The organism is uncultured Parasphingorhabdus sp., assembly GCF_963975555.1.
Lineage (GTDB): Bacteria > Pseudomonadota > Alphaproteobacteria > Sphingomonadales > Sphingomonadaceae > Parasphingorhabdus.
In genome coordinates this window covers 338954-352119 of record NZ_CAXBHH010000001.1, presented here as the reverse complement: position 1 = coordinate 352119, position 13166 = coordinate 338954, and the positions used below count along the sequence as shown (strand labels likewise).

The following is a 13166-nucleotide window of genomic DNA, read 5'->3' as shown; positions in this document are numbered from 1 at the left end:
CGAATAGACTCGAAAAAAAGGAACCTCCCCATGCGTGTCGGAACCCCGAGAGAAATCAAGAACCATGAATATCGGGTCGGCCTGACCCCTGAGTCAGTCCGGGAATTGACCGCCCACGGCCATGATGTGCTGGTCGAGACCGGCGCTGGACTCGGTATTGGCGCAGAAGATACCGAATATGTCGATGCGGGCGCGACGATTGCCGCTACCGCTGCCGAGGTCTTCGAAAAATGCGACATGGTGGTCAAGGTTAAGGAACCGCAAGCCATCGAACGGGCTATGCTGCGCGAAGGCCAGATATTGTTCACCTATCTCCACCTCGCGCCCGATCCGGAACAGACTGCGGATCTGGTCAAATCCAAGGCGATTTGTATTGCCTATGAAACCGTAACCGGTACCGGCGGATTGCCCTTGCTCAAACCGATGAGCCAGGTCGCCGGACGCATGTCGATCCAGGCCGGTGCGACTGCGCTGGAAAAAGCCCATGGTGGCCGCGGCATCTTGCTCGGCGGCGTCCCCGGCGTTGCTCCCGGCAAGGTGACGATCATCGGCGGCGGGGTTGTCGGCTTCAACGCAGCGCAAATGGCGGCGGGTCTGGGCGCAGATGTGACGATATTGGATCGCGATCCGGACGTGTTGGAATCGGTCGGCACACATTTCGAATCGCGCGCCAAAACGCGCTTCTCGAACAAGGCCAATCTGGCCGAATGCGTCGCCGAAGCTGATCTGGTAATCGGAGCGGTGCTGATTCCGGGAGCGGAAGCGCCGAAGCTGGTGACCCGCGAAATGCTAAAAACCATGCGGCCCGGTTCGGTGCTGTGCGATGTCGCGATCGATCAGGGCGGCTGTTTCGAAACCTCCAAGGCGACAACGCACGAAAACCCGACCTATGTCGTCGACGATATCGTCCATTATTGCGTCGCCAATATGCCAGGCGCGGTATCGCGGACATCGACCTACGCGCTCAACAATGTGACCCTTCCGCACACGTTGGCGATTGCCAACAAAGGCTGGAAAGCAGCGCTGCGGGATGATCACCATCTGGCCGAGGGGCTTAATGTCTGGAATGGTCATGTTACTTACAAGGCCGTCGCCGAGGATCTGGGCTATGACTATATGCCGGTGTCGGAAATTGTGGGATTGAAGGCAGAAGGTTGATATCTGTTGGTCTTGTCCGTTCTTGGTGAGCTTGTCGAACCACGCCTCTCGGACGATAGATGTCGTTGAGCTTTGCTCGCCCTTCGGGTCGACAAGCTCAGGACGAACGGTAGCAAGACAGGAAATAACAAATGGCAGCAGCAGACCAGAAACCGCTCGGCTCGGGATTTCACGCCAAAAGCGAGCCGCACGAGATACTCGCCGGCATCGATCTGACCGGCAAGACCGCGATCGTCACCGGCGGCTATTCCGGCATTGGTCTGGAAACCACCCGGGCTCTCGCGGGCGCTGGCGCCACAGTGATCGTGCCGGTGCGCGATCCGGCAAAAGCAAAAGAGAATCTGGCGACCGTGGACGGCAATGTCTCTTCGGCGAAAATGGATCTCGCCGATCTCGTTTCGGTGCGTGATTTTGCTGCCTCGGTTGCTGACGATGTCGATGCGCTGGACCTGCTGATCAACAATGCCGGCATTATGGCTTGCCCGCTCGAGCGTGTCGGGCCCGGCTGGGAAAGCCAGTTCGGCGTCAACCATATGGGCCATTTCGCGCTGACCAAGGCGCTGATGCCCTCGCTGGAGAAAGCCGTCGCGCCTCGCGTGGTCGCGCTCTCCTCGGTCGCCCACCGGCGCAACGGCATATCGTGGGATGATATCCAGTTCGAGAAAAACGAATATCAGAAATGGGTCGCTTATGCCCAGGCGAAGAGCGCCAATGCCCTGTTTGCCAATGCGCTGAGCCGCCGGATGCAAGGCTTTGGAGGCCGCGCTTTCTCGGTCCATCCGGGCGGGATTTTTACACCGCTGCAGCGCCATTTGCCCATCGAGGAACAAGTGGAACTGGGCTGGCTGAACAAGGACGGCACTGTACCACCGATGGTCGCAGAAATTTTTAAGACGCCGGCACAGGGTTGCACCACCAGCCTGTGGGCCGCCACTTCGCCGCTGCTCAATGACATGCCGGGCGTCTATTGCGAGGATGGCGATGTTGCGCAGCTGATGGGCGAGGATAGCCTGCCCTATCAGCATTGCGCGCCGCATATCACGGTGGATGAAGACGCCGAGCGACTCTGGGAGATCAGCGAGACCTTGCTCGCCGCTGCATGATGGTGACGGAAGACTACGAAACCATAGAATATGCCGGTTTGCTGCAACGTGATGCGACCGGCTTCTTTCTGCAATGTGACGATGGCGAGCGCTATCGGCTCGAACTGTTGCGCACGCCGATCGACGAAGTCGAGAAATGGGTAGTGGTAACCGGCCGGATCATCGATAGCGCAATTCTCGAAACCGAAGGGATCAGACTGGCATGAATTTCGACCGCGCAAAAATCGATGATATCACCGCGCTCCACGCGCTGGTCGAAAGTGCCTATCGCGGGGAAAGCGCCAAGCGCGGATGGACCCACGAAGCGGACCTGCTCGATGGACAGCGGACTGATGCCAAGGCACTGCGCGAGATTATCGCGGCGGACAAGCAGGTCATCCTGCTCGCGAAGGATGGAGATGCAATCGCCGGATGCGTCCAGCTTTCCCATGTCGGTGACGGGCTGGCCTATCTGGGGCTGCTGACCGTCGATCCCGCTTTGCAGGCGGCTGGTCTGGGCAGGGAACTACTAGCGGCGTCGGAGCAATTTGTCCGGGAACAGTGGCAGGCGAGAGCAATCGAAATGACCGTCATCCGCCAGCGCGATGACCTGATCGCTTATTATGAACGCCGTGGCTATGTGCGGACCGGCGAACAGCGCCCGTTCCCCCACGGTGACCCGCGCTTCGGCCGGCCGAAATCTGCGGAGCTGGAATTTGCGGTGCTGCGCAAGCCTATCTAGGCGGCCTTGCCCTCGAGCGCCTTCTGCCGGCGACGCTGGACCGAGCTGCCCATGCCGAGCGCTTCGCGATATTTGGCAACTGTGCGCCGGGCAATGTCGAAGCCCTTGTCTTTCAGCAGCGTGACCAACTTGTCATCGGACAGGATCTTTTTGGGGTCCTCGTTGTCGATCAGGGATTTGATATGACTCTTGACCGCTTCTGCCGATGCCGCCTCACCACCGGTCGACGACTGGATGCCGCTGGTGAAGAAATATTTGAGCTCGAACGTCCCGCGCGAGCAAGAAAGATATTTGTTCGATGTCACCCGGCTCACCGTCGACTCGTGCATCTCGATTTGCTCGGCAACATTCTTGAGCGTCAAAGGCCGGAGATGCGCCACACCTTTGCGGAAAAACTCCTCCTGCTGCTTGACGATTTCCGTTGCGACCTTGACAATCGTGCGCTGTCTTTGATCAAGCGCCTTGACCAGCCAGTTCGCGTCCGCAAGGCATTCGTTCAGCCAGTCCTTGGATTCCTTGTCCTGCGCGCCGTCTTTCAGTTCGGAATAATAGCTACGGTTTACCAATACCTTCGGCAAAGTGGCGCTGTTGATTTCGATAATCCAGCGGTTCGCACGTTCGGCGATAAAGACATCGGGCACAACCGCCTGCACCGCGCCACCGCCAATCTTGCAACCCGGTTTTGGATCATAATTGCGCAATTCGCCGATCATATCCATCAGGTCTTCATCGTCGACACTGCATATCCGCTTGAGCTGCGGCAATGCGCCTTTGGCCAGCAGGTCCAGATTCTCGATCAGGCGCTCCATGGCAGGATCATAGCGATCTGCATCTTTGGCTTGCAGCGCCAGACATTCTGCCAAATCCCTCGCGCCGACACCTACAGGGTCAAGCGTCTGGACAATAGCCAATATGCGTTCAACGTCGACGAGCCTGACATTCAGACGCTGGGACAGTTCGAGCAAGTCGGCTTGCAAATATCCGCACTCGTCGATCTGGTCGATGATATGCTGCGCGACGAACAGTTCCATGCCCGAAAGAACGGCTCCTGCCTGATCCATCAGATGGTCGGTCAGGGTAATTTCGGCGACCAACATATTCTCGAAGTCGGGCGCATCTCCGCTAGCAGTCGAACTGGAGCTGGAACCCGATCCATTCAACCCCAGCTGGCCGTCGAGCGTCCCATCACTTTCCGACAGGCTATTATTGGAGAAACTGTCCGTGTCACCCTGCATGTCGAGAGTGGATTCCGATTCTGCCGGACCGGAGGTCAATATTTCATCGCTACCCTGCGCTGCCGCCTCGCTAGGTTCAACATCTCTATCGTTCGCTTCACCGCTCTCCGTCGAAATCTCGCCGGTGTCCAACAACGGATTTTTTTCGATCTCGTCGGAAATAAAGGTTTCCAACTCGAGATTGGACAAGGTCAGCAGCTTGATCGCCTGCTGTAATTGCGGCGTCATTACCAGCGACTGACTCTGCCGCAAATCAAGACGAGGCGCGAGTGCCATGTCTAGAGGGCGAAGCCTTCACCCAGATAGAGCCGTCGTACATTGGCATCCGCAACCAAATCTTCCGGGCTGCCGGCGAACAACACCTGACCGTCATAAATGATGCAAGCCCGATCAACGATATCGAGCGTTTCGCGAACATTATGGTCGGTGATCAGCACACCGATGCCGCGCTCGCGCAGCTGACACACCAGATCGCGGATATCCGCGATTGAAAGCGGGTCGATACCGGCAAAAGGCTCATCCAGAAGAACGATCGATGGACTCGCGGCAAGCGCACGGGCAATCTCGCATCGCCGCCGTTCGCCCCCGGACAGTGCCATTGCTGGCGAACTCCGCAGCTTGGTCAAACCAAATTCATCCAGCAGACGGTCAAGCGTTTCATGCCTGATTTGGGAATCAGTCTCCACCATTTCCAGAACCGCCATGATATTCTGTTCAACCGTCATCCCTCTGAAGATAGACGTTTCCTGAGGAAGATAGCCGATTCCGAGAATCGCGCGGCGATACATGGGGAGTGGAGTGATGTCCTCGCCATCGAGCATGATCCGTCCCGCATCCGGTCGAACCAGACCCATCACCGAATAGAAGCAGGTCGTTTTTCCTGCACCATTGGGACCAAGGAGCCCTACTACTTCGCCCCGTCCGACAGACAGTGATACATCAGACAGGACCGAGCGCTTGTCGTAACTCTTGGCGATCGAAACCACAGCGAGGCCGTGCTCCATGGCATCACTAGCCATAGCGGCCCCCGGGTCGGCCATTGCCGGAATGTCACTAGCGGCTGTGTCGGTCATTATTCGTCCTCATTTGCACGGGCAGTTTTATTCGCTGCCTAACAGCATGCCCCAATCTGGTCCAAATTGGCAAGCTTTGTGCATGGTTGATTGAAAATGGCCTTTTCGCTACAAAAAATCAAGCAAGGCCGGGGTCGGAATAAGCATGATTCTTCTGATGCCCGATCGGGACTGACATTTTACATTCATTGCTGGTGATCTCAGTCTTTACGCTGTGGAACGGTGAACGTACCCGATACCCGCCCGCCGGAATCTTGCGTACCAACAGAAGATCCCCCCGTCGAACGCCCGTCTATAGTCGATTTCCCGGATGCGAGGTCGATGATGACGCGCCCACCGGACAGACGATTTGTACCTTGGGTAAGCGTAACATTACCCAATAAAGTGATTAAACGTCGATTGAGATCATATATGGCGACATTTCCCGACGCGGTGTCTCCGGCTTTGCGGACGGTGACGCCGCCGGACGCATCGATCCGGTCAATCTCTATCCCGCCGGCGTTCCGGTAGGCCACCGTCATCCGCGCCGCGTTGAGCACCAGGCCAGCTTGCTCGACCCGAACAGCACCTGAAAGCACGACACGATCAGCACGATCCTGGACCTCGATACGACCGGCATCGAAGTTCACCGGCGCGTTGCTGTTGTGGCTCCCGAAAACCTGTGCCGGAGCAGGGCCTGCGAGCAGCAATAGTCCCGAAGCTACAAAAGCCGTACCAGCAAGGGAAAGGAAAAGTTTCAATTTCATCTAAGGCCTTCTTAATCCATTTTGTTCGATCCGCAAACTCGCATTGCCGTCCAAGCTTACAGTGCGCTCAGTCAAATCTGCTTCCAGCCGATCGGCGCGAAATGTACCGATATTGGTCCGGCCTTCAACCGCGCCGCCACTTTTCAATGTGCGTTGCTTGAGATCAACCGTCACATTGTTGGTCGAAAGTCGGTAACCGCTCGCTGATTCAACCTGCACTGGCCCAGGCACCAATACATTTTCCTGATCCATATCATAGCTACCCTCGTTTGCCCGTATCTGGGCCGGGCCGTCTTGCAACAAAATGCGAGCCGAGAGATCCTGCAACTCAACGACGGCTTCGCTGGAACTTTTCTGGACGGCAGAGCCCGCTTTCAGCGAAAATGGACGTCCTTCACTATCCTCACCCCGATAGAGCGCTTCAGTGACCCTCATCCGTTCCTTGGCTACGTCCACACTATTCTTGTCGAGAACAAAACTCAGTTCGCCAGACATGGTGAAGGGCGCCAGCGCCAGCATCGACCCCAGTGCGCCAACCCCGACAGGCAATATGAAACGCAACCATTTTACGTTCCGGTCATGCTTGCCATTCGGAGCAGCGAATTCCTGACGTTTCGTCCGGACTGGATTGGCGGCGGTCGACATAGATGAACTACAATCCCAAAAATCAGAATTTACGATGGTTGAGCGAAAGATCCAACCATTTAAGCATGAGCAAAAATATCGGTTTCCGCCCAACCCGCCAGATCCAGCCGTGCGCGGTCAGGCAAAAATTCAAAGCAAGCCTGAGCGAGCGCAGTTCTACCCTCCCGTTCGAGCCGGATTACGAGTTCGTCCATCAATCTGTGCAAAAAGCGGACATCTGATGCGGCATATTCCCGCTGGGCCTCGCTCAGTTCGGGGTTCCCCCAATCACTGGATTGCTGCTGCTTCGAAATGTCCTGGCCAAGCAGTTCACGGACGAGTTCCTTCAGTCCGTGGCGATCCGTATAGGTGCGGATGAGACGGGAAGCGATTTTCGTGCAGAATACGGGAGCCGCCGTCACGCCCATATAATGCTCAATGGCCGCAAGATCAAAACGGGCAAAATGATAAAGTTTCAATCGATCGGGATCGGACAGGATCGCGCGGAGATTGGGCGCTGCATAGTCACTATCGGGACCGAAACGTACGAGATGCTCATCACCGCCACCATCTGATATCTGAAGCAGGCACAGGCGGTCACGGGGCGTCTGGAGTCCCATGGTTTCGGTATCCACCGCGACCGGTCCATCGCTCAGAACGTCAGCGGGAAGATCTTCTTCATGAAAAAAAACTGCCATTATATTTTACCTGTCTGTTTTTATTGCTGGAACATATCCATTTTCTCAACCGTGACGCTGGCACAACAACCATTTTAACATTTGGTTCTGGATCATGATCAGAACGCCAGCTGGGGAAATTGACAGTCCCGTATCCTTGGATATGCTATGTGCCGCAGGCGGGTTCAAACAGCAAGTTTAGTTTGACCATCAAATCGCGTCTGACACTAAAGCGCCCAAACAGGAGTTTGCCGATATGACAGAGAAAATGCCAGAAACAGTCGCTCCCGGCTTCGATTTCAACAAATCGACCATAATCTCTCTCCTCTATATTGGCGGATTCGTTATCGGGATAACCGGAATTATCGGCTTTATACTTGCGTTGATCTGGAAGGATGAGGTCGCCGGGACATGGGAAGAAAGCCATTTGCAATTTCATATCAGGACATTTGTCATCGGACTGGTGATTGGTATTATTGGCATTATTCTCTCTTTCGTTTTGATCGGGATTCCTATTCTTCTCGCACTTTTCATATGGATATTGGTCCGTTCCGTGATTGCATTGTTGAAAGCCCAGAAACAGGAATCCATCGCCGATCCGAAAACTTGGCTGTTCTGATCGGAGCCGTCAGAATGTCAGATTCGGCCAAGCTGCCACGCAAACGCCGATTTCATTCGCTTATTACTCCTTTTTTCTATATAGTTGAGCCGCGCGGCAATTAGATTCGCGCGAAGCAATGTTCCGGAAATCGTCCGCTGTGACATTGGGATTATTAGATAGGGCGAATTGAAAGTGGCGATTTAAGAATGGGTTTTGACAGAAACCGGCGAGGTAGAGGCCGGGACAAGCGCGACGGCTTCGGTGACGAAAACTTCGATGGATATCAAGGTGATAACGGTCCGCCCGTAGAAAGATATACGCGGCCAGACAGTGATTCGGGCGGCGGCAGACGGGGCGGCGGCATGCCGGATCAGGTAGTCGGCGAAAGCACCGGGACCGTAAAATTTTTCAATGCGCAAAAAGGTTTTGGCTTCATCGTGCAAGATGGCGGCGGCGAAGATGTTTTTGTTCATATCAGTCAGGTCGAACGCGCGGGCCTGAAAGGCCTTGCAGAAGGTCAGACATTGCGCTTTTCGCTGGTTGATCGTGGCGGCAAGGTTTCGGCTTCGGACATTCAGATCGAAGGCGATCTTATCGAAGTTACCGATAGCGCCCCTCCGCGTGAAGAACGCGGTGGCGGCGGAGCCCCTCGCAGAGAACTTACCGGAGAGAAAGCCACTGGCACCGTCAAATTCTTTAACGGCAGCAAAGGTTTCGGATTCATTCAGCGTGATGACGGACAACCGGATGCATTCGTCCATATTTCAGCCGTAGAACGCGCCGGTATGCGCGGACTGGAAGAAGGCGATAAGCTGGAATTTGAACTGGAAGTGGATCAGCGCGGCAAGACCGCAGCGGTGAACCTGGTCGCAAAATAGCTGATCAGAGTATATCCACTACATCATGAATTAGGCGGGCTTTTTGGCCCGCCTTTTTTTTGCCTCCCTGCCAGCTTGAATCCCTTTCGAGACAGGTCTGTAAACGGACACAGAAAAGCCCGCCGGACCTGTCCGACGGGCTTTTCTGGCCTTTTCAACTATCAGAAGTGGAAGGTAACCGCCGCTGAATAGACCTGACTTTCTACATCGCTGCGACCGACCGAGGTATCAACCATCAGGTCGAACGACGCACTACCCGCGTTGTAACGAAGGCCAACACCCAGCTCACCCCAGTTCCGGTCAACCGGTGCCAGAGCGAAGCCTGCCAGAGCCCCGGTACCACCAACGAAATTTGCGCCGAACGTGCTTGGGTTATCGTTCAGGAACTCATGAACATAGTTCATCGAAACACGCGCCTGCAATTTCTTGCCGGGCTTGCTCTTGAACTCGACGCCAGCCAGTCCCTGAATACTGTTATAATCAGGCCGGACAATCGTCAGAGCGGGTCCGCCACCAGCTTCGGAAATAGTGTCGAAATTGATGTGGGCGGATCGTGCACCAATTCCCGGCGCTATAATCGTATCGAGAATATCGAGTTCTTTCGAAAGACCAATTTCAGACGCATAGATCAGACTGTCATCATCGGTGGTCAAAGCGAAAGTCTGCGCACCCACAGCGACGTTGCGCAAAGTTTGCGCGTTGAACGTACCAATACTCAACCGGGCATCCAGAACATAGTCCCCACCCAAGCGCGACTGGCCGTAGACAGATCCCATGATGGTGCGGCTCTCTGCTTGTTGCCCCAAAGCCACTCCGGCATCGAGGTCCGAATAATATGCCGACACCCCGATCATGCTGTTTTCACCGAGATAATATTCGACGCCGCCAGAGATGAAGAAGCCGTCAAATTCATCATCTGACGCCGATGCGTTGCCCACCGGCATAGTCTGCGTATCGCCGTCGACGAAGCCTCCGGACAGATAAACTGCCAAATCCTCATTGACACCACCGGAAGTCACCACGCTGTCAGCTGCATTTATAGCCGCATCACTCATGAATGCCGGAGAACCTGGAATATTGGCGCCACTAAAAGAGGCTGAAGCCAATTGCAGCGGTTTACCACTCACCGCGATCGTACCACCATTTGTGGAACGGTTGGCAAAGCTCATACGACTGTCATAGAACCGGCCGATATTGGTCAAAGAACCGCGGGCCATGTTCTGGACACCAGCCTCTGTCGTTGGAGCCCAGCTGTCGAATGTGGCCTGAACGGTTCCTGCATCTGCAAAGTCAAGAAAGTCGAACAGTCCAGAAACCGCGGCGTTCCCGCGATTGCGATCCATTAATGCTGCATAGCTGACTTGGAGCGGATTGTTTCCGTTAACAGCCGTTTGATAGCTTTGAACGCTGATCGTCATGTCCACTGCATTTGCACTATACAAAAATTCAGAAGTCAAAACCGCGGAAATTTGGGATGCACTATCAAACTGATCCGTCACGCCGCCGGTTGCGGTAAGAATGCGATAGGTACTTTCGGTTGTTTCAAAACCGCCAACGGGCGAAAACACAACGTTACCGCCAATATCGGCGACGCCGTTAACAGCTAACAGATCGGAGTCTCCCGAAGCGCCTATATCAACCATCAATGTGGAACCCGAAGACAGGATGACATTGCCATTTACCGTCAATGTTCCAATTGTTCCAACCGTGCCGGGAGCGATTCCACCGGCAATACTGGTCAGGAATGGTACGTTCAGCGTTCCGGAACCCGACAGCAATCCTGCGAACAGGGAATAGTCCCCGACACTGTTCAATGTACCGTCAACAGCAATCCGGCCTGCAGTCTGGTTGACATCAATCTGAGCCGACAGGCTCGATCCGGAATTGATCATCAATCCAGCGGCACCGCCAACATTCAGTCGATCGATTGTCACGTCGCTGTTCAGACTTGTTGCGCCTGCCTGATCCAATGTGACTTCAAAATAACGAGCCTTGACCCCGCCTGCGACATCGGCATCTATGTTATCGGGGACAAAATCCGTTGCGCCGACAAGACCATTATCCAGTGTCGCTGCCGGGAATGGATCGCCTGCGGCCTGCGCCACTTCTTCAGCGCCTTCCGGTCCGCCATTGGCTTCTGCGACAAGATCACCAACCGGCGTGGCACCGCTAATTGCCACATTTTCAACGATCATGGCTTCACCATCGACCGCGATATCTGCTGAATCTTGCACATCCGGAACTGCCGCAACGCCTATCGCTGATGTTGCCGCGGGCGTAGGTGCTGGACGCGATGGAGGTGTATCCGTTCCAGTCGCGAAATCGAAACAAGCATCGCCAGGATTATCGCCGGCTTCATCAAAACAGACTTCACCAAACTGCGGCGTTGACTGCGTGATTCCATCAGTCTGCGCATCGGGAAACCCGTTTACCACATTGCCGCTGGCATCGATGATGCGATAGGCCGGATCGAGATCCGTCTGCCAGTGGGTTGCATCTTCCCAAGCGCCGTCACCGGCCTTCGCACTTACATAGCGATAGGGGTTATTCGCTGCGATATAGTCAGCGAACAGGAACAGCGGCTGGTAAAAGCTTTCGGTGCCATAGGAACTGAAAACCTGCGGGCCAAAGAAGCGCGAACCGCCGGACAGGACACCAATCTGGAGATCTTCGGTCGAGAGGCTGTTATTCGCCGCATCGAGGATCAACGGACCGCCGGAATCGCCGCCAGCCGTCGTACCTTCGCCGACACGGGCTTCATCTTTGTAGAGATTGAAGTCAAATGGATCGGCTTGGTTCGGATCGTCGAAGTCGATACGATAAAGAACCTGCGGCAGATCACCAAAGGGATCACCGAAAAGAAACGTGTTGCGGTCATCAAACGAGGTCAGCGCGCCGAGCATATTCTCGGCGGCTTTCCGTCGCCAGTCGATGCCCACATTATCACCCGCCGTGCCGCTACCGGTGCGGCCGTAGCCTGTGATGTTAACATGATAACCGGTGCCATCCGTATCATCGATTGCGCCAGGGTCGGGGAGCGGAGAGAATAACAGGGCCCATGTCGGGATATTGGCTGCCGGATCGGACAGCGTTGCCAAGGCAATATCACCTTCGAGAAAACCAAAGCTTTCGGCCCGTGCTACAGAATCGGGATTATAGGCAATCTGACTGATATTATAGACAAACAGATCGGGGTTGGATGCGAACCCATTGTTAATCCAGTCAACAAAACCGGGAAGCGCATTTACGTCGAAAGAGAAGGCAGATGAAATCGTGCCGTTGGTTTCATAATCACTTTCAGGACGATCGTTCACGCAGTGCGCAGCGAACAACACGGTCCGCGGGTTGATCAAGGTACCAGTGCAGACAAAACCATCATTGCGGAAAAACATGCCAACACCGTTCACACCGCCATCATTGTCAACAATATCATCCGGTGTGAAATTGTCATTTGGCACAATCGCCTGTGCTGGTGTTGCCAGAACGAGTGTAGCAATTGCTCCGGCAGCTGCGGTACGCAGAAGTATCGCTCGCGTGGAATGTCCGAAATGCTTGATCATGAAAGAAAGCCCCCTGTAATATTCTGTTAGAATAGACCCCGGCTGCGGCCTTGCTTTATTTTCCTATCCAAATCAAAGTGTTAATAGTTCACTGGATTAATGATGGCCGGGTAAATGGGAGATTTCTGGGATTTCCTTTAAACGACAAAGTTAAAATTTTGTTATGGATGTGATGATTGGGCAACAGGCTTTGGCCAATTTCCGCCAAAAATATCCGCCGTCTGTTTACTTATGCACCCAGACGGCGGCAATGCGAGTGGGCTGGCGAATTCTACCCAATCCAGCTGAGATTGCTTAATCTTTCTGTGCAATCTCCAGCAAGAACCAGGCGCGTTCTTCCGCCTGGTCTGTCCAGTCGTCCAACAGGCCGTCGGTCGCATTGTCGCCAGCATCTGCGGCCAGTTCTTTCGTCTCCCGCAGTTTTGCCACGAGCTTCAGATTGTCCGAACGCAATTCCTCCAGCATATCCGCCGCTGCAACTTTCGCATCGTCATTGTCGGACACGCTCTGCCGTCTGGCGATATCGCCGATGGAAGTAAGCGTGCGATGGCCATTCTTCCGAACCCGTTCGGCGATCAGGTCAGTGGTGGCAAGAATTTGCGCCGCATGATCATCGAACATCAGATGATAATCACGGAAATGGGGACCCGATACATGCCAGTGGAAATTCTTGGTCTTGAGATAGAGTGCGAAACTATCGGCCAGAACCCCATTAAGTGCTTCCGCTACGGCTTTTTTTGCATTGTCTCCGGTGGTCATAATCTTGCTCCTTTTCATTTTTCCATATCAG

At 54.6% G+C, this 13166-nt stretch carries 13 protein-coding genes; 6 read left to right on the top strand and 7 right to left on the bottom strand.

Features of this window, described 5'->3' with window-relative positions:
• Nucleotides 1–30: 30 nt before the first annotated feature.
• From ald to AAC060_RS01665, 4 genes are all read left to right on the top strand, one after another.
• Nucleotides 31–1158, top strand: a complete 1128-nt coding sequence (gene ald, locus AAC060_RS01680) for an alanine dehydrogenase (protein ID WP_339822188.1) — start codon at nt 31–33, stop codon at nt 1156–1158.
• Between the two features lie 131 nt (nt 1159–1289).
• Nucleotides 1290–2261, top strand: coding sequence for an oxidoreductase (locus tag AAC060_RS01675; RefSeq protein ID WP_339822185.1), 972 nt, complete (start codon nt 1290–1292; stop codon nt 2259–2261).
• Nucleotides 2258–2467, top strand: a complete 210-nt coding sequence (locus tag AAC060_RS01670) for a DUF5818 domain-containing protein (protein WP_339822182.1) — start codon at nt 2258–2260, stop codon at nt 2465–2467. Before AAC060_RS01675 ends, AAC060_RS01670 begins: the two co-directional genes overlap by 4 nt.
• Nucleotides 2464–2982: a GNAT family N-acetyltransferase gene (locus AAC060_RS01665; RefSeq protein ID WP_339822180.1), complete on the top strand. Its 519-nt coding sequence runs from the start codon at nt 2464–2466 to the stop codon at nt 2980–2982. Before AAC060_RS01670 ends, AAC060_RS01665 begins: the two co-directional genes overlap by 4 nt.
• Here the strand turns inward: AAC060_RS01665 and rpoN are convergent.
• The 5 genes from rpoN to AAC060_RS01640 all read right to left on the bottom strand — a co-directional run bounded on the left by rpoN (nt 2979) and on the right by AAC060_RS01640 (nt 7358).
• Complete coding sequence (gene rpoN / locus AAC060_RS01660; RefSeq protein WP_339822177.1) at nt 2979–4493, bottom strand: RNA polymerase factor sigma-54; 1515 nt, start codon at nt 4491–4493, stop codon at nt 2979–2981. The genes AAC060_RS01665 and rpoN overlap by 4 nt on opposite strands.
• Before the next feature lie 2 nt (nt 4494–4495).
• Nucleotides 4496–5257, bottom strand: a complete 762-nt coding sequence (gene lptB / locus AAC060_RS01655) for an LPS export ABC transporter ATP-binding protein (protein ID WP_339823762.1) — start codon at nt 5255–5257, stop codon at nt 4496–4498.
• 233 nt (nt 5258–5490) lie between these two features.
• Nucleotides 5491–6036 carry an LptA/OstA family protein gene (locus AAC060_RS01650; protein WP_339822175.1) on the bottom strand — a complete coding sequence of 182 codons (546 nt, stop codon included), beginning with the start codon at nt 6034–6036 and terminating at the stop codon, nt 5491–5493.
• Entirely contained in the window at nt 6037–6681 is a 645-nt protein-coding gene (lptC, locus tag AAC060_RS01645) for an LPS export ABC transporter periplasmic protein LptC (RefSeq protein ID WP_339822172.1), read from the bottom strand.
• Nucleotides 6682–6740: 59 nt separating this feature from the next.
• Complete coding sequence (locus tag AAC060_RS01640; RefSeq protein ID WP_339822169.1) at nt 6741–7358, bottom strand: ribonuclease H-like domain-containing protein; 618 nt, start codon at nt 7356–7358, stop codon at nt 6741–6743.
• Nucleotides 7359–7593: 235 nt separating this feature from the next.
• Here AAC060_RS01640 and AAC060_RS01635 point away from each other — a divergent pair, with 235 nt between their 5' ends.
• Nucleotides 7594–7956 carry a DUF4870 domain-containing protein gene (locus AAC060_RS01635; protein ID WP_339822166.1) on the top strand — a complete coding sequence of 121 codons (363 nt, stop codon included), beginning with the start codon at nt 7594–7596 and terminating at the stop codon, nt 7954–7956.
• A 188-nt stretch (nt 7957–8144) separates the two neighbouring features.
• Nucleotides 8145–8816: a cold-shock protein gene (locus AAC060_RS01630; protein ID WP_339822163.1), complete on the top strand. Its 672-nt coding sequence runs from the start codon at nt 8145–8147 to the stop codon at nt 8814–8816.
• 161 nt (nt 8817–8977) lie between these two features.
• Here AAC060_RS01630 and AAC060_RS01625 read toward each other — a convergent pair whose 3' ends face one another.
• Together AAC060_RS01625 and AAC060_RS01620 are read right to left on the bottom strand one after the other, a co-directional pair.
• Nucleotides 8978–12376 carry an autotransporter domain-containing protein gene (locus AAC060_RS01625; protein WP_339822160.1) on the bottom strand — a complete coding sequence of 1133 codons (3399 nt, stop codon included), beginning with the start codon at nt 12374–12376 and terminating at the stop codon, nt 8978–8980.
• 294 nt (nt 12377–12670) lie between these two features.
• Nucleotides 12671–13135, bottom strand: a complete 465-nt coding sequence (locus AAC060_RS01620) for a DNA starvation/stationary phase protection protein (RefSeq protein WP_339822158.1) — start codon at nt 13133–13135, stop codon at nt 12671–12673.
• Nucleotides 13136–13166 lie beyond the last annotated feature (31 nt).